The sequence below is a fragment of the Bacillus sp. FJAT-14266 genome (genome assembly GCF_001719225.1).
GTDB classification, from domain to species: Bacteria; Bacillota; Bacilli; order Bacillales; family Bacillaceae; genus Bacillus; species Bacillus subtilis.
Genome location: NZ_CP017072.1, coordinates 2,067,360 through 2,090,864, shown reverse-complemented (window position 1 = coordinate 2,090,864; position 23,505 = coordinate 2,067,360). Strand labels below are relative to the sequence as shown.

Genomic DNA, 23,505 nt, shown 5'->3' with positions numbered 1-23,505 from the left:
TTGTTTGTATAAAAGGCTGCCGGTATGTTTTGTGGCAGCCTTTTTATTCAGTTGATCGTCATTTGATTTTTTGGCGGAGGTGTTCTCCGCTTTTTCTGCTTGATTTTTTTATCTACCCACACTGTTGCCAGCGGGGTTAAGAGCGAGGTGACAATAACGCTTGTCGCGATAATTGCAGTTGCCGACTCAGCAACTGGCGCAAATGAGGCATTCGCTTCCGCTAATGCATATGGCACGGCTACAGCCGCCCCTGCCGTAGAAGAAGCGGCCACTCCCGCGACACCATCTCCCCGCGCAATAAAACGATCAAGCAAAAACAAAGAACTGCCCGATAAAATGACGACAGAAACTCCGATAAAAATGCCGAGCAGCCCTGATTGGATCAGCATTCCAAAATTCAAGGTATTGCCGAGCGAAAAGGCGAAAAATGGAATGATCGCCGGCACAACCTTGCTGAATAAGTCTCTGAGATCATGATCCAGATTTCCAAGTATACATCCAAGTAAAAACGGGATGACTGTCGCTGCCAGCGTTTCCCATGGGAATGCGGCAAGTCCCGTCACACCAAACGTCACCATGGTCATAAAAGGACCAGATTCTGTACTGATAAAGGCGAAAGCGCCCGCATCCTCTTTTCTTCCCATGTGATTCATGAGCGCCAAATACAGTCCGCCGTTCGTTTCATTCATTACCGCGACAATTGCTAAAACAGAAAGGCCTGCAAAAAAGCCGGATTGTATGCCTTCGTCAGGTATAAATTGCGCTGCGATCACGCCGAGCAGCGCCGCAAATCCGACCTTTCCCAATAATAACGTGATTCCTTTTCTTGCGATATAGCCTGAAGAACGAAAATCAATCGTTGCTCCTACGCAAAAGATAAAAACACCCAGTATCGGCAGCGTTCCGGTAATCAAAGCACCCGTAAACCCTCCAAAGAACTCCGCTGTTCCAGGCGCAAACGTGTTGAGCGCCGCTCCAAGAAATAGCGGAATAATCATCATTCCGCCAGGTACCCGTTCAATTGTCGCCTTGATTTTCATATTGTGGATTCTCCCATCCTCCGGTTATGAAAAAACAATTCCACTTACACTTGGAAAACAGCCTGCAAATCCTCTTTTGAACAGCTGCCCAGCTGGCTGCCGACTCCGACGGCGCCAGCTCCGGCTCTAAGCCAATCCGGCACTTCAGACGGATGTATCCCGCCTGTCGGAATAAAGGTCACCTGCGGGAAAGGACCCGCTAAATTTTTCATAAACGGGATGCCAAACACACCGCTTGGGAACAGCTTTAATGTCGTAAAACCGAATGTCAACGCTTCCATAATTTCGCTCGGAGTCAAGACGCCGGGGATATAATGTGTTTTTACAAAAGATAGATGTTCAGCAAGATCAGCTGAAAAACCCGGACTGACAATAAACTGCGCGCCAGCCTCAGCAGCTTCCCCAGCTTGCTGCGCGGTGATGACCGTGCCCGCGCCAATTAAAATATCTTCCCTATTACGGAAGGATTCGATAATATCTGATGCCCCGGGGGTCGTATACGTCACTTCAACTGCACGAATCCCTTTATCTAACAAACTCTCAATCTGCTGACAGGCCTCCTGCGTATCCTTTGAACGAATGACTGCAATCAGCTTTGCTTCTTTCAGACGGTTTTCAACGACTTTGGACTCCATATTAATAATCCCCTTTCTTTTGGTGAACCGTTCTTTGAGCAGATAAAAAAGAAGCTAATTTCTCCCTGGTCGGCAAACCGTCCATATCCCCCGGTGCCTGCACTTGCAAAGCGCCAATCGCATTTCCCCTTTGCACCGCATCCTTGTACGACAAACCGTCTAGGATACCGCTGATTACACCGACTGCAAATCCGTCTCCGGCGCCGACCGTATCAACCACCCGGTCGACCCGGCAGCCTTCTAGAAATCCTTCACTTGTCCCCGTTTTAAAGTAAGCGCCTTCTTTTCCAAGTTTAATAGCAACAAAGCTGGCACCTTTTTTCAAATAATAGTCGGCAATGCCTTCAGGTGTTTTTTCTCCGGTCAATAGCTCTCCCTCTGCGATACCCGGGAAAAACCAGTCTGCAAGCCCAGCCAGATCATTGATTGTATGTACCATTGTTGCTTGATCAGGCCAAAGCGAAGGTCTTACATTAGGGTCGAATGAAATGGTCTTCCCTGCGTTTCTCATGTCGTTCATGACATGATACGTGAAGTCTTTCATCTCGGCTGACAAGGCAGGCGGAATGCCTGTCACATGCAAATGGCCTGCGCATTGAAAATAATCTCTCGGATATTCAGCTGTAGTTAATGTGCTTGCAGCTGAGTTTTTCCTATAGTAGGTAACTTGCGGGTCGCCTTCTTTCACTTTTGACTTCAGCAGCAGCCCGGTGGGATTTTCGTCCTGCGAGCGGATCACGCGGGACACATCCACTCCCTCTTTTTTAAGCTCTTGTAAAATAAATGTTCCGAGCTGATCATTGCCGACCTTGCTCATCCATCCTATTCGAAATCCGAGTCTGGCAAGGCCGCAGGCGACATTGCTTTCTGCTCCGGCAAGCCCTTTAGAAAAAGTGGATACTTCATGAAGGCCTCCATACTCATTTGCATAAAACATGGCCATTGATTCCCCGAATGTCACCGCATCAAGCTTCATCTCTTCCCAACCTCCTCTTAGTTGAGGGCACCTAGGATTAAAGTGACTTTCTCATGATGACTTTTGCCTCTAATTCAATGGTTTGAGGCGCTCCTTTGTCACCTTCAATCCTTTTTAATACACGTTCCATCGCCGTCCTGCCCATATCATGTGACGGCTGGGCGATCGTTGTAATACCTGGACCGATCAGTTTATACCATTCCGTATCATCGAATCCTGCAATCCCTATATCTTGAGGGATGCGCAGGCCAAGCTCTTCCATACAGCTGATGATTTTCAGCATAATCAAGCCATTCAAAGCCAGAATCGCTTTTTTTTGCTCCGGCATTTCCTTGTGAAAAGAACGAAGCGCCGCCTTAAGCTGCTCCTTGTCCTTTACGTCAATTTCATGCAATCTGACCCCGTTCACATTATGAACCGAAGCCATTTCCTGATACACAGCTGCTCTTTCTGCACGAGGGCTGATAGAGGAAATCGGTTCGGTAAACAGCGCGACATCAGTATACCCTTTGCTGTACACCTTCTGAAGAATCTCTTTTGTGATCCATCTGTTGTCAGTCGTTACGGTATCCAGTTTCAGATCCGGCAGTTTCCGGTCAATTAAGATTGTTGGAATTTGCTGTTCAGCAAAAGCGCGGAGTACATCCTTGTTTTCCCCTGTTGCGTTTAAAATCAAGCCCTCAACCGAATGGGCTTCTAGCTTTAAGAGCATTTCCCGCTCTTTTTCAGGACTGTTATCTGTGTTGCACACCATAATGCTGTAACCATATTGATCACAAACCTCTTCGACTCCCCTGAAAGCAGCGACCGAAAAAGGATTTGTAATGTCAGCTACAACAAATCCGATTAACTTGCTTTTTTTTATTTTCAAACCTTGTGCCATTTTACTCGGCCGATAATTCAATTCTGCGATTGCCTTTTTAATGTTTTTCACTTTTTCAGGAGAAATCGCGTCAATTTTTCCGTTAATATAGCGGGAAACTGTCGATTTCGAAACTCCTGCACATTCAGCTACATCTTTGATGGTTGTATGGCCTGTTGTTTTCTTTTTCATTCAAGTGCTCCTGTATCTCATATATTTGAAACCGATTTCAAAACCGTTACAACAAAAGAATACCATAATTTTAAAATTTGGAAAGAGTTTTTTTAATAATGTGTCAATTCATTATTTTCCGTTGACTCTTTTCACTATTTATCCTAAAATTTTCTTTGAAACCGTTACCAAAATATTTTCATTCAAGTGATGCTGAAATCCTAACCAAGGGGGAAATATAATGGAAAATCGTTATTCTGTACATCCTGAACAAGTAAAACGCTTTACAACAGAGGAGCTTCGCAGTCATTTCTTAATGGATCCTTTATTTACAGAAAATAAACTTTCGATGTATTACTCACATGAAGACCGGGTTGTCATCGGCGGAGCGGCTCCAGGGCAAAGTGAACTGAAGCTTGATGCAGGTGATTTTCTAAAAACAGACTTCTTTTTGGAACGGCGTGAAATCGGGATTATTAATGTCGGCCAGCCTGGTGCCGTTAGAGTCGGCGATGATGAATATGTGCTTCAAACAAAGGATTTTCTCTATATTGGAATGGGCAATCAGGATGTATCGTTTTCAAGCCTGAACGGGGAAAAAGCGAAGTTTTACTTCGTCTCCGCTTGCGCCCACAAAAGCTATCCGACACAAAAAGCCGCCCTATCTGAACTGACACCGGACCGCCTTGGTGATGATGCAGCGTCTAATGTCAGAAGTCTGTACAAAGTCATTCATCAGGATGGCATTAAAAGCTGTCAGCTGATGATGGGAATAACGATGTTAGATCAAAACAACAACTGGAATACCATGCCAGCACACGTTCATGACCGTCGGATGGAGGCTTATCTTTATCTGGATCTTGAAAAGGACTCAAAGGTATTTCATTTCATGGGCCAGCCGGACGAAACACGCCATCTTGTTGTTGGAAATGAGCAGGCTGTCCTTTCTCCCGCTTGGTCTATTCATTCTGGCGCAGGAACATCAAACTATAGCTTTGTGTGGGCGATGGCTGGAGAAAATTACACATTTACGGACATGGATCTCATTCCAATGGATGGGCTGAAATAAGATGGGTTATCTACATGACGCCTTTTCATTAAAAGGAAAAACAGCGCTGGTGACAGGCCCGGGAACAGGGATCGGTCAAGGAATAGCCAAAGCCCTAGCCGGGGCTGGCGCTGATATTATCGGCACATCACATACAAGCAGTCTGTCTGAAACACAGCAGCTTGTGGAACAGGAAGGCCGGATATTTACATCTTTTACATTGGACATGAGCAAGCCGGAAGCGATAAAGGATTCTGCAGCTGAGCTGTTTGAAAACAGGCAGATCGACATCCTTGTCAATAATGCCGGCATTATTCATCGGGAAAAAGCGGAAGATTTTCCAGAAGAGAACTGGCAGCACGTACTGAATGTCAATCTAAACAGCCTGTTTATTCTGACACAGCTTGCTGGCAGGCACATGCTGAAAAGAGGTCATGGAAAGATTATTAATATTGCCTCTCTCCTGTCTTTTCAAGGCGGCATCCTCGTTCCGGCTTACACCGCGAGCAAACACGCTGTTGCCGGTTTGACAAAATCATTTGCAAATGAGTGGGCAGCGTCAGGTATTCAGGTCAACGCAATCGCTCCAGGCTATATTTCTACTGCGAATACAAAGCCTATTCGGGATGACGAAAAGCGAAATGAGGACATTTTAAAGAGAATTCCTGCCGGCCGCTGGGGCCAAGCGGATGATATCGGGGGGACTGCAGTCTTTTTGGCATCACGTGCTTCAGATTATGTAAATGGACATATTTTAGCAGTTGATGGCGGCTGGCTATCCCGCTGACAAATAAAAAAAGCTGACGAACGATCGTCAGCTTTTTTCCATTACATCATGTGCGGTTCAACAGGCAAGACCTTTTTGACCTCATCAATGATGCGTTCATTTTCTCCGCCAGCGTAAATGTGAATCGAGCCGCTGTCTTGATTCGAGCGAATCAGGCGCCCGATGCCCTGCCGTACACGTAACAACATATATGGCAGATCAACTTCTTCGAACGGATCTTTTTTCGCTCCGTTGCGCTTCGCTGTAAATACAGGATCGTGTGGCGGGAACGGTAATGACCAAATGGTAACATTCTTCAATGCGTCACCGGGAATGTCGAGTCCTTCCCATAAGTGAACTGAACAAAGTACTGTTTCTTCTTCCTCTTGGAATTTCTCTACTAAGCTGCTGATTTCCTCATCACCTTCGAAGAAAATTGGATACGGCAGCTCCCATGCCGCCGACAGCTCTTTAAACTCGTTTAATTCTTCAAAAGAAGGGAAAAGCACCAGCGTTCTTCCTTTGTATCGTTTGATTGTTTCAATCGTTTCAGCCGTTTTTTGTTCAGCGGCCATATCTGTTTTTGCGTATAAATTAATACTCATTTGCTCGTCATAATCATAAGGGGAATCAACAGTTAATGACAAATAATCATGAATCCCAAGACTGTCGGCAATATAATCAAACGAACCGCCTTCTGACAGCGTAGCAGAAGAGAAGATATAAGGAATTTTCTTAGAAAACACTTTTTCGCCAAGTACTTCTGCTACCGTTCTCGGCATCACGACAAAAGTTGATTCTGCTTCCTTTTTCTCCAGCCAGCTGATTGCATCCTTTTGATATAGAGATAATGAATACGCCATTTGTTCAACATATTCTTCCACTACTGACAGCTCGTATTGATCAATCGTATACATTTCAGACTCAAATACAAGTGCCTCACCGATTTTATCAAGTAAACGACAAAGCTCGTCCGCCGCCTTTTTGACACGCTGGTCATTTTTTATTTCTAAACGGTGTGAACCGGCTACTTCCTTTGATTCTTCAGAAAGAACATAGAAAAATTCGTCATTTGCGAGAAGCGCATCTTCAATCAATTCTGCAAACTCTTCTCTGATGTCATTTTGCAGCAATCGTTCTAAAAACAATTCAAGAGTAGACTGCTTCACTCTATAGGTTAGCGCTTTTTGCGCAGCAAACTCTAACAAGTGCCCCTCATCAAATACAACTGCACTATGATCAGGCAAGAGCGGCAGCTGGCCCTCTCGTTTGCGTGATTCTTCCGTCCACACATGCTCCATATAAAAATCATGGGAACATATGATTAAGTCCGTTGCCTTGCGATAGTAATCTCTGGAAAGTGTCAGACCGCATCTGTGTCTCATATCACAAGTCAGACAGTCCTGAAACGAGTCGTAGCTTACGTCAGACCACTCTTCATTCGATAGATTTGCGTACTGCTTACGGTCGCCATACGGATAAAAGCGCTGCATCGCCTGTGACTCGTGGACAAATGACGGTAACGACTCATAAAGATCCAGCCATTTATCATCATCAGAACGCTGCATTGTTTTTTCAAGCTTCTTCAAGCATAAATATTGTTCATGTGATTTTGACAGTCTTGTATCAATTTTCAGATCAAGATGCTCAGCCAGCTTAGAAATATCGCCCTCTTTTTTCACCAGCTGTTCAATTAATGTTTCATCTGCACAAGCGATGATGGCGGGTTTGCCGACATACCTTGCATAGCTGATTGCAAAAAGAAGATAAACCAGCGTTTTCCCCGTTCCCACTCCAGCTTCGGCGAACATGACTTTTTTCTCTTTAAACGCCCGCTCCAGCTGAAAAGCCATAAATACTTGCTCGTCCCGAAGATCAAACCCTTTTTCGGGAAGGATATCGTAAAACACGTCACCAATCCAATTGTTCAATTCTTCATAAAAATTCTTTGTTTTCGTTAAAGAAAAAGGCAAACGTGATGTTGTCACCTAGTTCCAACCCCCAACTATTCGACATTCAGACCACCAATAATATCATTTTCCGCTAATGAATACAATAAAAAAACTTGGCAATGCCAAGTTTTTTGCAGTTTACTTACGATTGATCACATGCGACGATAAAAAAGGATGGTCTGTTGAATAAATATGTTCTACCGCTTTTTCTAAATCAGTTTGCGCATGCGAAATCACAGACGGAGACGAATCAGTTCCGAGCTCCTTCAGCTCGTTTGCTGTTGCGTCAAGCGCCCTTTGAATAAGATTAAAATGTTCGCTGTTCAGCATGAGATCACCTCTGATGGAAATAATCATCATTGTATGCGAACTTTTCATTTTATATACATGCTTTACCGCATGTTATCACCGAAACATGCACAAACTACACTTGATATTCCGTCTCCGGATTATCCGTCTTATCAACAATATTCTATCAGGGAGTGATGTTGACATGAGTTATAGAAACCGATTAGATCAGCATTCTGAACTGTTTCATCACAATTGGACGCGGCCTAAACGTTCTAAGTCTCAAGTAAACGGTCACACTGAAATGTCCCAAACCAACATTATATTGAGAAGCAACGCGAAAGCTCACCGTTGGTAACGATAGAATAGGGCTGAAAGATGAAAGAAGACGCATGCAGAGCGTCTTCTTTTTATGCGTTTTCTGTTTTCTTGCGCTGCGGTCTTACTTTTGACCAGTATTGATAATAATCCGTTTTAATAAACCCGTTAAAGAGTTTTCGTTTCTTCGTTGCTTTTCTGCCATATGCTTCCTCAAAGTTTTCATTTGATGTCAGCATATACACAGACCAAGTATCAAGCGGCTCGAACGCCTGCCCCATTTCTTTGTACATCTGCTCAACGGCTTTTTTCTCGCCGAGACGCTCTCCATATGGCGGGTTGCCGACAATTACGCCAAATTCCAGATTTGTGGTAAAGTCTTTGACCTGCATCTGTTTGAACTGGATTAGATCTCCCAATCCTGCTTCCTCTGCATTTTCTTTTGCGATTTGAACCATGCGGTGGTCTATGTCGCTAGCGAAAATTGTAAGCGGCTGATCATAATTTGCCTTTTCTTCGACTTCAAGCCGCGCTTTGTTCCACAGATCTTTACCGATCCATTCCCAATCCTCTGAAACAAAATCGCGATTGAATCCCGGGGCGATGTTTTGGCCAATTAGCGCCGCTTCTATCGCGATTGTTCCGGAGCCACAGAAAGGATCAACAAACGGGCGGTCCGGCGTCCAATTGGTTAATTGCACCAAAGCGGCAGCAAGTGTTTCTTTAATCGGCGCACCGCCCTGATCGACACGGTATCCTCGTTTGTGAAGGCCTGTCCCTGATGAGTCCAGTGTAATCAAAGCCTGATCTTTCAATAAAGAAATTTCGACTTTATACTCGGCACCTGTTTCTTCAATCCAATCATTGGCTTTGCCGGACTGCAGCTTGAGCTTTTCGACAATTGCTTTTTTGACGATCCGCTGACAGTCGGGAACGCTTGCAAGTGTTGATTTTACCGATTTTCCGATGACAGGGAATTTCCCGTTTTCAGGTATAAATGAGCGCCAGTTAATCGCTTTCGTTTTTTCAAACAGTTCATCAAATGTTTTCGCTTTAAAAGAAGCAACCTGAACCTTTATACGGTCGGCTGTTCTAAGCCAAAGGTTCGCACGGCAGATGGCAAGTGCATCACCTTCAAAAATAACTTTCCCGTTATCAACCTTGCATTCGTATCCTAAATCTCGTACTTCCTTTGCGACAACAGCTTCAATGCCCATCGGCGCCGTTGCAATTAGTGTATACTTCTTCATCGTATCACCCTGTCTTTTAAAACTTTTCTCTTTTCAAGATAAAAGCTCTCCTTATACGGGAGAGCTTGTTTTCATCATTTTAAATGTAAGTGGTCTAACGTTCTGTAAGCCATGTTTTGTTCCGTCGTACTGCAAACGGCTCATCACCTCGTACTCAGGCGGCAATCATCTATCTACAGAAAGCATTCTGTCCTTCTCTCCGTTGAATTCCGTTAAGAAGGTTCCCCTACCAAAATTTGGGTTTCTCGCTCGAGGGGTTTACCGCGTTCCACTCTCACCATTTCTAGTGAGACTTCGTCACTGTGGCACTTTCAAGGATACTCAGCCATATCCGAAGACGTAGGCTTTTTTCCTGCCGTCAGCCTCTAAAGACTGCCCTAGCTTATGACTTCGCTAGGCACGAACACTACGGGCATCTCAGCACCGTGCGAGCATGGACTTTCCTCTACAGATTCAAGATCTGCAGCGATTACCCGAACGTTAAGAACATGAATTATTATATAACAACTGATTACAATTTACAAGCGCCATTTTTTTCAAGCGTGATCAATCATAAAGCTTGCTGCCAAAAACGTGTTTTTCTAAGTTAGACAGCCGTTTTAAAATATCAAAGTTTGTTGTGTTAGATTGCACAGGCTGTTTTTTGCTGGCTTCTTCAAGCTGTTTTTTCAGCTGCAGATTTTCCTGCTGCAGTTCTTCAATTTCTTGATGGAAGGTTTCATAATCCTTAATAATCATATCTAAAAATTTGTCAACGTCTTCTTGCTTGTAGCCTCTAACGCCTGTTTTAAATTCTTTTTCCAAAATTTCTTTCGCAGAAAGCTTTACTTTATCAGCAAGCATCTTTTTCACCTCGTATCGTGAATCATCACATATATTTTTTCAGAAATCTGTACGGTTGTCAAATTTCTCTCTCTTTGTTAGTAGCTGTCTTCCTCCACTGTCACTCTCAAGTCATCCATTGTAATAAAGTAGATGGGATAGCTATCCTGTTCGCGCCTTTTTTCCGCTGTCCCAAGCATATACTTAGGGGAGCCTTCCTTTTCCGGGTCATATAAAAGCAGAAGCCCGTCGGACTTATCAATGAAGAACTGATTTTTTTGTTTGAATTGAAGCGGGCTTTCATAAGGACGGTGAGTCAGGCTTGCTTCATAGTCTGCCTGAGCCAGAACTGCTTCATACTGTTCCTTATTCGGTTCTTTCCAGTTCTTTTCCTGCTCGTAAAATGGTGTGATGACAGCTACCTTTAAGTCAGGGTATTCCTCCTGCAAATCATATGCAACTTCTGCCGCCCACAGCTCAACTCCAAGCTGGCCCGAAATTAAAATCCATTCTAATCCTTCATCCAAAAAAGCAATCAGCCGGTTCTTAATGGCTTTTTTTATGTAATACAGCGCCTTGTCATCCTGCTTAAATATCCCCAGTTCAAACGGTTTATAGCCCGTTATTGCCAATACTTTCATCATTTCACCTGCTTTAAAAAATGGGGCTCCCGTGGGCCCCATTTGTTGTGCTGCATTGTTTACACCATCAAGCTGCACGTTTTCCATACTAGTAGTCGCAGCAAGGTTTTCCTGCTTGAAAATGCTGATGCGTAGCCGGGTCAACATTTGAGAAAGTGTGTGGAAAGTAGTGAACGTGCTGAAAATGCTGGTGGTTTACGTTTGTTGTATGCTGTGGGTGAATGTGCGGCACGATAGTCTTCGAAAACGTATGGTGTTCACAGCAATGAGTAGGATGGACAATTGGCGCCATCATATGCGGTCTGCAGTGATGCATGATAAAATCCCCTTTCCATAAACTTTATTACAATACTAAGCTATGAAAAATAAGGGGTACATGTTCTGATGCAAAGACCTATTTTAAAAGTGTGCAATTAAGCTGTCTTTAAAGTTGGAAAACACAAAAGCAATCAAAAATACCACAACAAAGAACAAGTAAAAAACACCCTTATACATACCAACTCTCCCTTTAAAAATAACTAACGTCATTTTACAGGATTCGCCGCTATTCTACAACAAAATCAATGTGAATTCAGCAAAAAAAATTCATGGCGAAACAAGTCGTCTTTTGCGCTTTCCCGGGGAATATTTAAGAGGAATATTTCCTCTTCAGCCGGGCAATTCTCACATGCAGTTTTTCAGTTTCTTTCTCTGATAAGCATGCCGCATCGCTAAGCAATTGCTCTGCTATTTGCAATGCTTTTCCGAATTCTTTTTTCTTATGCTCAAAATATTTCGCGAGCTCTATTACAGCAGCGTACCTGCACTTCTGGTTTTGCGAGCGGGACAGCTTTTCCCAAAGCGGCACTGCTTCTTCCAAGCGATTTTGTTTTTTGTACAGGAGCGATAAATCCAGCCGTGCACTGTCCTGGTCCTCAAACGATTTTTCTATAAGCCTTTCCAACTGCTTGATCGCTTGGTCCGTTTCTTTATGAGCCATAAACCATTTCGCCATAGCATAGGCTTCACTGTGTTCTTTTGGCGCATGTGATTCTGAAAGGATTTTTTTAGACATATGGATGTACAATGAAATGAGTGATAACACATCCATTTCATTATGATGCAGGACACCTTTTAAAAGATCCGGCTCTTGCGCCTTGATAAAATGAAAGTAAAGCATTGGCGCCAAGTAGCCCGGTGTGTCTTCTAGCCTGCGGATGCCGAGCTCCTCTTTTTCAACCGTGCCAAGAGATACACGGTCCATTTTGTGTTTCCACAGGCGTCTAGCTCCATGCAAAAGATCAAAGTGGCCAAACTCCGGAAGCTTCGGAAGTCTGTCACGGATCAAGGTGTGCCTTGTTTTCACCTGCGGCCAATCAAAGGCTTTGCCGTTGTAGGTCACAAGTGATGTAATGTCAACCTCGCTTAAAAAGCTTTGGTACAAGGCGACTTCGTTCCCCGGTTTGGGCAAAAGATGCTGTTTGACTGTCACTCGGTCTTCATATACTCTCGCATGCCCAAGCAAAAAAATGGTATTCCCAGCTCCACCCCCAAGACCGGTTGTTTCTGTATCAAAGAAAAAGAGGTTGTTTTTGTTATACCCTTTTGCTGACAATGTATGCGACAGGCCGCTTTGATTCCACAGTGTGATCACTTCCTCAAGCTCAGAAAAGCTGTATAACCCATGGCGGTGAGAAAGCGGATATTCTACTTCTCTGATGAGGCAATATTCATCTTCGAAGATGAAAGGCTTCATGCCAAAAGCCTCCCACTCTTCTAAAAACGGGATGTCATCAAAGTGGTTTTCTTGTTTGCCTGCTTCTATTTTTTGTTCTCCTTCGTCGAGCGCCATGTGCTTTTTCATCCGTTGGAGTTTCCCTTTTAATGACATATCCGGCCTCCCTCCTTACGACATTTGATCCAACAGCTGCAAAATTCTTTCCTTTGCTTTTATCCCTTCTATTTCCGTACCTATACAAGACGGACAGCCGTCATGACAAGGACAATGTGTAATCAGTTGTTTCGCCGCTTCATTAATGTCTGAAAAACGTTTAAAGACTTCCTCCGCCAAACCGATACCGCCCGGATAATGATCATATAAAAATATGGTTGGCAATCCGGTATGGGCTGCTTTAATTTGAGAAACAACATGAACATCATTTCGATCACACATGATATACACAGGGACAATATGCTGCAGCACATTCGAGATGCCAAGAAGCAGCTGTTCCAGTGTCTTTTCCCCGATGTCTTCATCCGCTGTTTTGATTTCGAGCCAAGCTGCACTTGTATGCAGTTCTTCTTCCGGCAAATGAATAGGTCCAGACCCAATATTTTCAAAAGTGGTCATTTTTATTTTTTTAAAAATGGTCGGCAGGGCATTGACAGTGACGTCTCCGTAGTGCAATGACGTACGGCTTTTTTCTTTCGTTTTATCGATTTCTAATACCTTCAGCTGAACTGCCAGGTTTGCATCCGTATAATATTCGACATCGACTTTTCTGACATACGCCTTTTTATGGTCCCAATCGAGCTTCTCAACTTGATACTGAACGCCTTCATGCAAATAAATCGCTTCATCATGCAAAAGCGTCATCGCACTAAAACGGTCCATTTCACCGATAATCCTTACATTTGCAATATCCGACTGATCAACTATAACGACATTTTCCTGGGAGGCGGAACGCAAACTGATGTTTGAAGCAGGGAACGACTCACTTGCCCAATGGTACCGTTCGCCGTTGCGGTGAAGAACAGCCTCTTCCTCAAGATACTCAAGAATATCACTGACTTCCATGGGTCCAAATTCTTCATCAGCTCTAAAAGGAAGCTCATAAGCCGCACACTTTAAGTGGTCTACTAAAATAATCAAATTCTCCGGATTGATTCTTGCAGATTCAGGCGAACGATTAAAGAAATATTCAGGATGCCGCACAATATATTGGTCAATCGGTGTTGAATTGGCTACCATGATAATCAAAGATTCACCGTGTCTTCTGCCTGCTCGTCCGGCCTGCTGCCAAGCACTTGCAACACTTCCGGGATACCCCGTCATTACACACACTTGCAGCTGTCCGATATCAACACCAAGCTCTAAGGCATTCGTACTGACCACTCCTAAAATGTCGCCTTCTCTCAGGCCTTTTTCGATTTCTCTTCGCTCTTTCGGCAGATAGCCTCCCCGATAGCCTCTGATTGATTTTGTTCCAATCTCTTTTTTCACAAGCTCCTGAATATGGCTTAAAATAATTTCCACCCGAACTCTGCTTCTGGCAAAAACAATGGTCTGCACTTTGTTTTTAAGGAACTCTTTCGCCAGTTCATTCACTTCTGCGGTTGCGCTCCTTCTAATATTGAGCGGTTTATTCACAATTGGCGGATTGTAAAACACAAAATGCTTGCGTCCGCTCGGTGCGCCGTTGTCATCGACCAGCCGCATCGGTTTGCCTGTCAGCTGCTCTCCCAATTCCTTTGGGTTGGCAATTGTTGCGGAAGTACAAATAAAAACCGGATCACTTCCATAAAACCGGCAGATCCGCTTTAGCCGCCGGATCACATTTGCTACATGGCTGCCGAACACACCTCGATACGTATGAAGCTCATCGATGACGATATACTTAAGGTTTTCAAACAAACTGACCCATTTCGTATGATGCGGTAAAATGGCAGAATGCAGCATATCGGGGTTTGTAATGACAATATGACCTGCTTTTCTCACCTTTTGTCTGATTGCCGGAGACGTATCCCCGTCATATGTAAAGCTTTTAATATCAATGCCCATTTCATCAATAATTTCATTTAACTCGCTCTTTTGGTCTTGTGCCAGCGCTTTAGTCGGAAATAAATATAACGCCCGGTTTGTTTCATCTTGGGCGATGGACTGCAGGACTGGGAGGTTGTAGCATAACGTTTTTCCTGATGCTGTTGGCGTTACGGTAACGATGCTCTCTCCTTTTTGCACATATTGAAAAGCGGAATATTGGTGAGTATATAGTTCATCAATGCCCCTTTTCGAAAGGGCCGCTTTAATTCTCTCGTCTATACTTTCGGGCATAGGCCTTGTTTTTGCTTCCCGAGGCTCAATTTCATGCCAATTCACAACGTTTTCATTTCCTTTTAAATCAGAAATGAGTTCAGTCAGTGATTTCTTTTTCATTCTTTACACCTCTTTGTCAAGTACAGTTTACCGAATATTTGTTTGCATGGCTAGGTGCAAATTTTATACAGTTGAATAAAAAAAGCAAGGCATACGCCCTGCTTATTTCGCTTTTATTGTAAGGAGCTTTGATTCGCCTTTACGAGCAGCCTTTTCGCCTGCCGGCACAATTGATCCTACAGCCTCACCATTCATTATAACGATTGGGATGACTGTGCTGCTCGCTTTTTCTTTTATTAATTCCAAATCACATGTAATCAGCGGGTCACCGACCTTCACTTTATCCCCTTCTTTAATGTGGGCAGTAAATCCTTCTCCGTTCATATTGACTGTCTCCAGCCCGACATGAATTAACAGCTCAATTCCCGAGCGAGTCCGAATGCCAACGGCGTGTTTGGTGTGGAAAATCTGAATGACTTCACCTTCAGCGGGAGAAACGATTTCACCGCTAGAAGGTTCCACCGCTATTCCTTCTCCCATCATTTTCTGTGAAAAAACAGGGTCCGGCACATCTGACAGGTCCATTACTGTACCGTCTGCCGGAGAATAAATAACCTCTTCTGTCACCTTTTCCTGAGTTTTGCCCATTCCGAATAATTTTTTCAGCAATGTATTTTCTCCCTTCTCATTCACTTCAACCGTTATCCCTTCATTCACCACTATTTAACCACACTTTCAATTTTGCTTCAATTTATAACAACATCTGGCATAGACGCATAATCTGGTTAAAAAAGGCGGTGGCGAAATTGGAATTCTATGATGACAAAAAGAACGAACTGCAAAAGAAAGAAGAAATCATAACGGAGGCAATCGACACTCTTTTTCAATCCTCAGCGTTCGGCAACCTTATAAACGGATTTCAGAACCTGATCAACTCGAGTTTAAAGGATGTGCAGACGACCATACATGTCAGAGAAAAAGATACTGGGCTGTATATCGATATTACCATTCCGGCGACGTTTCGAGATGGCGAGATCGTCGTTGATGTTAAATCGAGGTATCTCCATGTAACACTCCAAGAAAAACAGAAACACCAAAATGAGGCTACCTTTACAAGCATGACAAGAACGGTTCAGCTGCCTTATGAAGTTCGCCAAGAAGATATGGAAACGTCTTGGAACGAGCAGACAATGACACTTTTCTTTCCAAAAAATAAGCATGAATGAACGATTCATTCATGCTTCTATCATTTAAAAAAGCTGGTAAATCCCTTTATTAAAGATCCGACCTGATTCATTGCACTCATTACTTGACCTGTCGTATCCATCATTTTATTAAAATCAAATTGCCCATTGGCTTTTTTGAACTGCGACATAATGCTTTGAAATTGCGAAGGCTGCTGTTGATTAGGCCTTGGGATAGGATAAGGGTTAGAAAATACAGGCGGCTGCATAGGCATAGGCTGGATCGGAGCATAAGGCTGATAATAATCCTGCTGTCCATAATGCTGCTGAGGCAGTTGTTGCTCTAAATAACCGGGTGCAGCCTGCTGATAATATCCTTGCATTTGCTGAGGATAATAATAGCCCATTTGCCGAGGATAGCTTCGAGAGCTCCCGTTCATTGCGATTCCCCCCTAAACACAACATATTTCTCTTCTATATATGTATGAATGACTTCTATTGTTTGTGTCACAAGTGATGATTAGCATTTGTCAAATTGTGTCGAAAGTTTAAATTTTTTAAAAACAGAAAAAAGTCGAATCATTATGGTACCATATTTTCAATACAGATGAGAGGGGATGCACCATAATGAACGTATCATACTTAAGCAAACGTTTTGCAGAAATGAAGAAATATGAAACAGACTGTATGAATAAACTGATGGACTTTGCCAAGTTCCTCTATATTCAAGGACATCTCAGCATAACTGAGTTTCGTAACAGTATGAAGGTTCTCGAAGCAAATGGAGCAGAAAGCCCGGCATATGAGATGAATTAACGTCCGGCCCCCTATAAAAACAACGAAAAGAAGACAGCCTTTTACCGGCTGTCTTCTCTTGCAATTTCATCCTTTACTGCGTGCAATGTATAAAGGACTGACTCAGTGATGTCCTTGAATCGTTTTTTATGAATATGATGAACATAAGATTGAAGGACCAATTCCAGGAAATTATCCTTTACGGCCTCAATTTGCTCTTTATGCACATATTTTGGCCGGCGGGCTTTTATCAATTCAAGAGCACCCTCTGCCCAGCGTATCGCCAGTTCATCATTCTCTTCAACTGCAGGCTTTATCGTCTCAAAAAAATCATAAGAATGACTACTGTTTTTTCCTTCCTGATACCGATCAGCGCCTTTTTCAGCAACTTCAATCATTTGCTCGGTCATTTCCAGCAATGTTTGTGATAGCAATACCTTTCACCTCAATGCCTATCGTACCAAATTTCACTCACAAATTCAGCCGATGCGGTATACCTTCTCAAACGCATACCTGTGTTCAGGCGATTGATACAGCTCATTTATACAAATATGAAGATCTATGATTTCTTCTTCAAGCATACTTAGGCGATCGTTTTCCGTTTCCCGCATCTCAGCCTCTAATGCATTTACAGAATGATTCAGGCTTTGCTCAGCTCGCGTTAATTCATCTTCTATATCAGAAAGCATACGGAGAATATCTGTCTTGCATACATAACCGGACATTCGTGTACCTCCCTTTCCTTGTCTCTCCCGGTTAACATTCTTTGCTCTCAAGGCTCTTTCCTTCCTCATGACAAAACTAGAAGCAAATCGCCAAACAAACAGGTATTCCACGAAAAGCTGAAGTTTTCGACAAAAACACCCGCAAAAATTGTATGATCCTCCTCCTTAATGCAAACGATACTTGTGAGGAGGTGCCGTATGAAAACAAGACCGAAAAAAGCCGGCCAGCAAAAAAAGACTGAATCAAAGGCAATCGATTCTTTAGATAAAAAATTAGGCGGCCCGAACCGCCCTTCTACGTAAGAAGCAAGGAATTTCCTTGCTTCTTTATTTTTTGAGCCACTGCTCCACCGCAAAAAGCGCATGAAGCTGGCGCTTTTTATGTAAATACCAGTCTGTCAATTCAATCTGCTTCGGCAATTCCTCGCGCCTAAAGAACGTTTTCTTTATCTTTCCATGAAACCAATCTGTTTTCGTTCCGTCTAATGAGTGGATTAACTCAGGGTAGCATGTCCTTAGCATAGGAGATGTTCTTTTTGTAATCCCGATCATCTTTTCCATATCAAAACGGGAACCTGAGTGCGGCACTGTGTGCAAAAAGTGATAAAAAGAGGAGAACAATTCTGGCTTGAACAGCAATTGAGACAGCTGCTTTCCCAGCCTTATCCTTTCCTCCGCCTTTGAAAAGCGTTTCACTGAAATGCCGTAAAGAAACCCATTTGAGGAAGGAAAAATAACGGTGTTAAAATGAAACCAGTCACTTAAATAAAAAGGAATCGTGTCAAAAACATTCTTTTTAAACGAAGGATTTTGTATAATAGGTGTTTGGATAGTGTTTTGTTCATTTATAATGAGGGCATACATTAGCCGCTCCGTATTTCGCTCATGCCAAAAACGGGTCCATTCTTCCGACATAAATTGTGAGACGCCAAACACATGCAGAAGATGAAACAGCGGTTTCCCGACTCTTTTTGACCAGTGGTATAAAAGAAGCTGCGGATAGGCATCCGAAAAAATAAGCCAGTTCGCTCTTTCATAGGCTAAAAAGAACCATTTTTGCTGTCTCTCACGGAGTCCAAGCTGAAACAGACTGCCTTTTAAGTCAGTCATTGACCAGCCGGCATTACGAGAAACGAAAGAAGCCAAGAGTGACCATTTGATTTCCGGATGACGGTCGTAAAATGCTTTATAAGCATTTGTTCTTGAAATGTTATCCGCGTTTTTTATTTTTGTCTGCCGCTCAATCCGGCTCAGAAGCTTTCTAATGGTCTGTTGTTCTTGCACGTTCATTCACTTCCGTCATGATTAGTTTAATAAGGAGGATGAGAAAGTGATTCGGTATCCTAACGGAAAAACATTTCAGCCGAAACATTCGGTTTCATCCCAAAACAGTCAGAAAAGGGCCCCGTCTTACAGTAATCGCGGAATGACCCTCGAAGATGACTTAAACGAAACGAATAAGTATTATCTGACAAACCAAATTGCCGTTATACACAAAAAGCCGACACCTGTTCAAATTGTAAATGTCCATTATCCAAAAAGAAGTGCCGCAGTGATTAAAGAAGCTTACTTTAAACAATCATCGACAACAGACTACAATGGGATTTACAAAGGGCGGTATATTGATTTTGAGGCGAAAGAAACGAAAAACAAGACCTCTTTCCCCCTGCAGAATTTTCATGACCATCAAATCGAGCACATGAAGCAGGTAAAGGCTCAAGACGGTATTTGTTTTGTTATTATATCCGCTTTCGACCAGGTTTATTTTTTGGAAGCCGATAAGCTGTTTTATTTCTGGGACAGAAAAGAAAAAAACGGCAGAAAATCAATTCGAAAAGATGAGTTGGAAGAAACAGCTTATCCGATTTCTCTTGGATACGCACCCAGAATTGATTATATTAGTATTATTGAACAGCTTTATTTTTCGCCATCATCTGGTGCGAAAGGTTGATTAACGAAAGGTTGAGATGTTATGTCAGATCAATTTAACAGCCGTGAAGCTCGACGAAAAGCGAACAGCAAGTCGAGTCCTTCACCGAAAAAAGGCAAGAAACGAAAAAAGGGCGGATTGTTTAAAAAGACCCTTTTCACTTTACTCATTCTGTTTGTTTTAGGCGTAGTCGGCGGTGCTGTTACATTTGCCGTCATGGTTTCTGATGCGCCGTCACTTGATGAAAGCAAATTGAAGACGCCTTATTCATCAACGATTTATGATAAAAATGGAAAAGAGATCGCCGAAGTCGGCGCCGAAAAACGGACCTACGTCTCGATAGATGAAATTCCCGATGTTGTAAAAGAAGCCTTTATCGCGACAGAAGACGCTCGTTTTTATGAGCACCACGGGATTGACCCTGTCCGTATCGGCGGTGCTTTAGTTGCCAACTTTAAAGACGGCTTCGGGGCTGAAGGCGGAAGTACGATCACCCAGCAGGTCGTCAAAAACTCCCTTCTTTCACATCAGAAAACGTTGAAACGGAAGGTGCAGGAAGTATGGCTTTCGATTCAGCTGGAGCGCAATTACTCTAAAGATGAAATTTTAGAAATGTATTTAAACCGGATTTATTTTTCTCCTAGAGCATACGGAATCGGAAAAGCGGCGGAAGAATTTTTCGGCGTTACAGATTTAAGCAAATTGACTGTCGAACAGGCTGCGACGCTTGCAGGAATGCCGCAGAGCCCAACAGCGTACAACCCGGTCAAAAACCCGGATAAAGCGGAAAAACGACGGAACATCGTACTCAGTCTGATGAAAAAACAAGGATTTATTTCTGATTCTCAATATAACAAAGCGAAAAAAGTGGCAGTGAAAGACGAAGGCGTCGTGTCACAGAAGGAATATGAAAAAGCAAGTACAAACAAATACAGCGCATTTGTTGAAGAGGTTATGAAGGAAATTGATGAAAAATCTGATGTCGATCCATCTGCTGACGGATTAAAGATCTATACGACATTAGATACAAAAGCACAAGATAAACTAGATGAATTAATGGACGGAGACACCGTCGGATTTACTGAAGGCATGCAGGGCGGTGTGACGCTTCTCGATACCAAAAACGGAGAAGTCCGAGCGATTGGTGCGGGACGCAATCAGCCTGTCGGAGGCTTTAACTATGCTACTCAAACTAAGGCACAGCCTGGTTCGACCATAAAACCGATTTTGGACTACGGACCAGTTATTGAAAATAAGAAATGGTCCACATACGAACAAATTGATGACTCAGCTTATACGTATTCTAACGGAAAACCGATTCGTGATTGGGACCGCAAATATCTAGGGCCTATCTCAATGCGTTACGCTTTGGCCCAATCAAGAAATATACCTGCTTTAAAAGCATTCCAGGCAGTCGGTAAAGATACTGCTGTAGACTTTGCAAATGGACTCGGGCTTGGTTTAACAAAAGATAATGTAACAGAGGCCTATTCTATTGGCGGTTTCGGTGGGAACGATGGTGTTTCTCCTCTGACAATGGCAGGTGCATACAGCGCGTTTGGAAATAACGGAACGTATAATGAACCGCATTTTGTAAAATCTATCGAATTTAACGATGGCACGAAGCTTGACTTAACACCAAAATCAAAATCAGCCATGAGTGATTATACTGCGTTTATGATTACAGATATGCTGAAAACAGCTGTGAAGACAGGTACTGGACAGCTTGCACAAGTACCTGGTGTAGAAGTTGCAGGAAAAACAGGAACGACTAACTTTGATGATAATGAAGTCAAAAGGTACAATATCGCTAGCGGTGGCGCCCGAGATTCTTGGTTCGTTGGCTACACACCGCAATATACAGCTGCCGTCTGGACGGGAATGGGAGAAAACGAGGCTGGAAAGAAATCACTTTCAGCTGAAGAGCAAAAAGTTGCAAAGCGCATCTTCGCCCAGCTCATCGCCGATGTCGATGACGGAAGCGGATCATTTGAGAAGCCTGACAGCGTAGTGGAAGCCTCTGTAGAAAAAGGCTCAAACCCTGCAAAACTGGCAGGGCCAAATACGCCAAGCGATAAGAAGCTCACAGAGTACTTTGTTAAAGGCACAGCTCCTTCTACTGTTTCTAAAACATATGAGAAAGAAGAAAAAGAGGAAACAGCTAAACTGTCTGGTTTAAACGTGAAATACGATAAAGACAATCAATCTTTAACGTTAAGCTGGAATTATGACGGAGATGCGACCTTTGCTGTAAAGCAATCTGTTGACGGCGGCAGCTACTCGGAAATTCAAAACAGCTCTGCAAAAGAGGCAGTTATTTCGGGTGTGCAGCCAGGATCTGTATACAAATTCGAAGTAACAGCCGTCAGTGATGATGGCAAAAGTACAGCTTCCACATCCTATGAGGTGCCAAAAGCTGAAGACGATGAAGATAAAAAAGACCAGCAACAAACGGATGATGAAAAACAAGATGATGAGAAGACTCAGGATGATACACAAAATGATGATTCTCAAAAAGATGACGGTCAGACGGATCAAGATCAGACAGATGATTCAACAAACGATCAAGACAAAAAACAAGACAATACGAACACCAATCCGTCCGACAACAATAACCAAGACCAATCAAACGATAACGATAACGACAACAGTAACAACCAGGATACGTCGGATGGTGATTCGAACTCTGGTAAGAATGATTCAACAGGTTCTGACATGAATAAAAATAAAACAGACACATCTAATAAAACACAAACAAACTCATCATCCATTGAAAAAACAAATTAAACAAAAAAGCCGTCACCTTTGGGGTGATGGCTTTTTTGGTACACAATAAAAAACCTCCCGTTTTAACAGGAGGTTTTATCGATTCATCGCATGATATTTGTAAAAATGCTTTTTCATTTCGGTAAACAGCTCATCAAGCTGAATAAAGCAATGGTATTGGGTCGGCTTAAGAAGAATAAATTCCACTCGTTCAGCCCAATTAATCGGCTTTGCGGGATATGATTTCTCCCTCAGTTCTTGCCAATCGAGCGATTTCACCGGCTCACCTGCTGTCCAATGTAACGAAGCCAGCAAACACACAATGCCCTTTAACATTTCGTTTTGGTCACATCTCGATTTTCGTGTTTGAAAGACTGGGAGAAGTGATGCTTTGATGTCATCCCACACTTCAAATAAAAGCGGAACGTATTTCCCGCTGTCCTCCCATGGCAAATCGCCTTGTAATTCCGTGCAGAAATCAAAATACACGGGATTGGTCTGCAAGGTTTTCTTCATATCCGAGGAACTCTTCTGGCCAAGACTGCGCAAGTATTGCTCATAGGAAGCCAACACTTCTTTTGCTTGCGTCATCGTTTCACCAGTCCTTTTTTATCCCTCTTCTGCCCTTCTCTGCACAAAGAAAGCAGCGGACACTCCGCACAGCGCGGAGATTGGGCTTTACAGTGATATCTGCCGAAGAAAATAAGCCGGTGATGCGTAACGGACCAGTCTTCTTTGGGAACCTTGCACATCAGCGTCTTTTCAACTTCCAGAACCGAGTCCTTCCACCGGCAAATGCCCAATCGTTTGCTGACTCTCTCCACATGGGTATCTACGGCAATGGCCGGCACGCCAAACGCAACGGATACCACTACGTTTGCAGTCTTTCTCCCGACCCCTGGCAGTTTGACAAGCTCATCGCGGTCTCTCGGCACTTCTCCGCCGTAATCTTCAATAATCATTTTACTCAGCTTTTGAATATTTTTCGCTTTATTACGATATAAACCGATTGATTTAATATCCTGCTGAAGCTCTTCCAGCGGAACAGCCAAATAGTCTTCCGGCCGTTTATATTTTTGGAATAATGTTTTGGTCACTCTGTTTACAAGTGCATCTGTACATTGCGCAGATAAAGCAACAGCCACCACTAATTCAAAAGGATTGGAATGAACCAGTTCACACTCCGCATGAGGAAACATGTCACCTATCTTGTCTAAACAGAATTCAATTTGTTTTAGATTTAACACGATTGTCACCTTTT

Annotated in this window: 28 protein-coding genes and 1 other RNA gene; 8 read left to right on the top strand and 21 right to left on the bottom strand. The window is 43.2% G+C overall.

Features of this window, described 5'->3' with window-relative positions:
- Positions 1-47: 47 nt before the first annotated feature.
- Genes kdgT through kdgR form a run of 4 tightly spaced genes read right to left on the bottom strand, consistent with a single transcriptional unit; the run spans position 48 to position 3,705 of the window.
- Positions 48-1,040: a 2-keto-3-deoxygluconate transporter gene (gene kdgT / locus BGM23_RS11095; protein WP_014477146.1), complete on the bottom strand. Its 993-nt coding sequence runs from the start codon at positions 1,038-1,040 to the stop codon at positions 48-50.
- Between the two features lie 44 nt (positions 1,041-1,084).
- Positions 1,085-1,675 (bottom strand): bifunctional 4-hydroxy-2-oxoglutarate aldolase/2-dehydro-3-deoxy-phosphogluconate aldolase, encoded by a 591-nt coding sequence (gene eda, locus BGM23_RS11090; protein WP_014480094.1) that lies wholly within the window; start codon positions 1,673-1,675, stop codon positions 1,085-1,087.
- Between the two features lies 1 nt (position 1,676).
- Positions 1,677-2,651 (bottom strand): 2-dehydro-3-deoxygluconokinase, encoded by a 975-nt coding sequence (gene kdgK / locus BGM23_RS11085; protein WP_046663432.1) that lies wholly within the window; start codon positions 2,649-2,651, stop codon positions 1,677-1,679.
- A gap of 37 nt (positions 2,652-2,688) precedes the next feature.
- A complete protein-coding gene (kdgR, locus tag BGM23_RS11080; RefSeq protein WP_029726794.1) occupies positions 2,689-3,705 on the bottom strand; it encodes a pectin utilization transcriptional regulator KdgR in 1,017 nt (338 codons plus the stop codon).
- 220 nt (positions 3,706-3,925) lie between these two features.
- On the opposite strand from kdgR, the gene kduI reads away from it, so the two are divergent.
- Together kduI and kduD are read left to right on the top strand one after the other, a co-directional pair.
- Complete coding sequence (gene kduI, locus BGM23_RS11075; protein WP_046663434.1) at positions 3,926-4,753, top strand: 5-dehydro-4-deoxy-D-glucuronate isomerase; 828 nt, start codon at positions 3,926-3,928, stop codon at positions 4,751-4,753.
- Between the two features lies 1 nt (position 4,754).
- A complete protein-coding gene (kduD, locus tag BGM23_RS11070) occupies positions 4,755-5,519 on the top strand; it encodes a 2-dehydro-3-deoxy-D-gluconate 5-dehydrogenase KduD (protein WP_003230720.1) in 765 nt (254 codons plus the stop codon).
- A gap of 41 nt (positions 5,520-5,560) precedes the next feature.
- On the opposite strand, the gene BGM23_RS11065 is transcribed toward kduD, so the two are convergent.
- Positions 5,561-7,486, bottom strand: a complete 1,926-nt coding sequence (locus tag BGM23_RS11065) for an ATP-dependent DNA helicase (protein ID WP_021481519.1) — start codon at positions 7,484-7,486, stop codon at positions 5,561-5,563.
- A gap of 102 nt (positions 7,487-7,588) precedes the next feature.
- Positions 7,589-7,780: a hypothetical protein gene (locus BGM23_RS11060; RefSeq protein ID WP_003246090.1), complete on the bottom strand. Its 192-nt coding sequence runs from the start codon at positions 7,778-7,780 to the stop codon at positions 7,589-7,591.
- 163 nt (positions 7,781-7,943) lie between these two features.
- Between BGM23_RS11060 and BGM23_RS21425 the strand changes: the two genes are divergently transcribed.
- Positions 7,944-8,096: a YpzG family protein gene (locus BGM23_RS21425; protein ID WP_010327933.1), complete on the top strand. Its 153-nt coding sequence runs from the start codon at positions 7,944-7,946 to the stop codon at positions 8,094-8,096.
- 52 nt (positions 8,097-8,148) lie between these two features.
- On the opposite strand, the gene BGM23_RS11055 is transcribed toward BGM23_RS21425, so the two are convergent.
- The 9 genes from BGM23_RS11055 to BGM23_RS11020 all read right to left on the bottom strand — a co-directional run bounded on the left by BGM23_RS11055 (position 8,149) and on the right by BGM23_RS11020 (position 15,513).
- Complete coding sequence (locus BGM23_RS11055; RefSeq protein WP_009967571.1) at positions 8,149-9,306, bottom strand: THUMP domain-containing class I SAM-dependent RNA methyltransferase; 1,158 nt, start codon at positions 9,304-9,306, stop codon at positions 8,149-8,151.
- 100 nt (positions 9,307-9,406) lie between these two features.
- An RNA gene (gene rnpB / locus BGM23_RS11050) (RNase P RNA component class B) lies at positions 9,407-9,787 on the bottom strand.
- A 65-nt stretch (positions 9,788-9,852) separates the two neighbouring features.
- The gene (gene gpsB, locus BGM23_RS11045; protein ID WP_003225629.1) at positions 9,853-10,149 is read right to left on the bottom strand and encodes a cell division regulator GpsB; all 297 of its coding nucleotides are present in this window, start codon (positions 10,147-10,149) and stop codon (positions 9,853-9,855) included.
- Positions 10,150-10,226: 77 nt separating this feature from the next.
- The gene (locus BGM23_RS11040) at positions 10,227-10,769 is read right to left on the bottom strand and encodes an SLOG family protein (RefSeq protein ID WP_029726791.1); all 543 of its coding nucleotides are present in this window, start codon (positions 10,767-10,769) and stop codon (positions 10,227-10,229) included.
- Positions 10,770-10,857: 88 nt separating this feature from the next.
- Positions 10,858-11,085, bottom strand: a complete 228-nt coding sequence (gene cotD / locus BGM23_RS21420) for a spore coat protein CotD (RefSeq protein WP_010886551.1) — start codon at positions 11,083-11,085, stop codon at positions 10,858-10,860.
- 83 nt (positions 11,086-11,168) lie between these two features.
- Complete coding sequence (locus BGM23_RS21865) at positions 11,169-11,297, bottom strand: hypothetical protein (RefSeq protein WP_003230707.1); 129 nt, start codon at positions 11,295-11,297, stop codon at positions 11,169-11,171.
- Between the two features lie 100 nt (positions 11,298-11,397).
- Positions 11,398-12,639, bottom strand: a complete 1,242-nt coding sequence (mrfB, locus tag BGM23_RS11030; protein WP_003230703.1) for a metal-dependent exonucleaseMrfB — start codon at positions 12,637-12,639, stop codon at positions 11,398-11,400.
- Between the two features lie 15 nt (positions 12,640-12,654).
- Positions 12,655-14,904: an ATP-dependent helicase MrfA gene (gene mrfA / locus BGM23_RS11025; protein WP_003230697.1), complete on the bottom strand. Its 2,250-nt coding sequence runs from the start codon at positions 14,902-14,904 to the stop codon at positions 12,655-12,657.
- Positions 14,905-15,006: 102 nt separating this feature from the next.
- Positions 15,007-15,513: a PTS sugar transporter subunit IIA gene (locus BGM23_RS11020; RefSeq protein ID WP_015483368.1), complete on the bottom strand. Its 507-nt coding sequence runs from the start codon at positions 15,511-15,513 to the stop codon at positions 15,007-15,009.
- 137 nt (positions 15,514-15,650) lie between these two features.
- Between BGM23_RS11020 and BGM23_RS11015 the strand changes: the two genes are divergently transcribed.
- Positions 15,651-16,070 (top strand): Hsp20/alpha crystallin family protein, encoded by a 420-nt coding sequence (locus BGM23_RS11015; protein WP_015714150.1) that lies wholly within the window; start codon positions 15,651-15,653, stop codon positions 16,068-16,070.
- A 20-nt stretch (positions 16,071-16,090) separates the two neighbouring features.
- Here the strand turns inward: BGM23_RS11015 and BGM23_RS11010 are convergent, their stop codons facing one another.
- The gene (locus BGM23_RS11010; protein WP_015251832.1) at positions 16,091-16,468 is read right to left on the bottom strand and encodes a YppG family protein; all 378 of its coding nucleotides are present in this window, start codon (positions 16,466-16,468) and stop codon (positions 16,091-16,093) included.
- A gap of 187 nt (positions 16,469-16,655) precedes the next feature.
- On the opposite strand from BGM23_RS11010, the gene BGM23_RS11005 reads away from it, so the two are divergent.
- Positions 16,656-16,844, top strand: coding sequence for a YppF family protein (locus tag BGM23_RS11005; RefSeq protein ID WP_003230690.1), 189 nt, complete (start codon positions 16,656-16,658; stop codon positions 16,842-16,844).
- 41 nt (positions 16,845-16,885) lie between these two features.
- Here BGM23_RS11005 and BGM23_RS11000 read toward each other — a convergent pair whose 3' ends face one another.
- A complete protein-coding gene (locus BGM23_RS11000) occupies positions 16,886-17,257 on the bottom strand; it encodes a YppE family protein (protein ID WP_029726786.1) in 372 nt (123 codons plus the stop codon).
- 45 nt (positions 17,258-17,302) lie between these two features.
- Positions 17,303-17,548, bottom strand: a complete 246-nt coding sequence (locus tag BGM23_RS10995) for a YppD family protein (RefSeq protein WP_015251831.1) — start codon at positions 17,546-17,548, stop codon at positions 17,303-17,305.
- Positions 17,549-17,746: 198 nt separating this feature from the next.
- On the opposite strand from BGM23_RS10995, the gene sspM reads away from it, so the two are divergent.
- Entirely contained in the window at positions 17,747-17,851 is a 105-nt protein-coding gene (gene sspM / locus BGM23_RS10990) for an acid-soluble spore protein SspM (RefSeq protein ID WP_003225606.1), read from the top strand.
- 24 nt (positions 17,852-17,875) lie between these two features.
- On the opposite strand, the gene BGM23_RS10985 is transcribed toward sspM, so the two are convergent.
- Positions 17,876-18,838 carry a DUF2515 domain-containing protein gene (locus tag BGM23_RS10985; RefSeq protein ID WP_029726785.1) on the bottom strand — a complete coding sequence of 321 codons (963 nt, stop codon included), beginning with the start codon at positions 18,836-18,838 and terminating at the stop codon, positions 17,876-17,878.
- Positions 18,839-18,878: 40 nt separating this feature from the next.
- Here BGM23_RS10985 and recU point away from each other — a divergent pair, with 40 nt between their 5' ends.
- Positions 18,879-19,499 (top strand): Holliday junction resolvase RecU, encoded by a 621-nt coding sequence (recU, locus tag BGM23_RS10980; protein ID WP_004399067.1) that lies wholly within the window; start codon positions 18,879-18,881, stop codon positions 19,497-19,499.
- Positions 19,500-19,520: 21 nt separating this feature from the next.
- Entirely contained in the window at positions 19,521-22,265 is a 2,745-nt protein-coding gene (locus BGM23_RS10975; protein WP_029726784.1) for a transglycosylase domain-containing protein, read from the top strand.
- A gap of 75 nt (positions 22,266-22,340) precedes the next feature.
- On the opposite strand, the gene BGM23_RS10970 is transcribed toward BGM23_RS10975, so the two are convergent.
- Positions 22,341-22,835: a YpoC family protein gene (locus tag BGM23_RS10970; RefSeq protein WP_029726783.1), complete on the bottom strand. Its 495-nt coding sequence runs from the start codon at positions 22,833-22,835 to the stop codon at positions 22,341-22,343.
- Positions 22,832-23,491, bottom strand: coding sequence for an endonuclease III (nth, locus tag BGM23_RS10965; protein ID WP_029726782.1), 660 nt, complete (start codon positions 23,489-23,491; stop codon positions 22,832-22,834). The genes BGM23_RS10970 and nth overlap by 4 nt, the downstream gene beginning before the upstream one ends.
- Between the last annotated feature and the right edge of the window lie 14 nt (positions 23,492-23,505).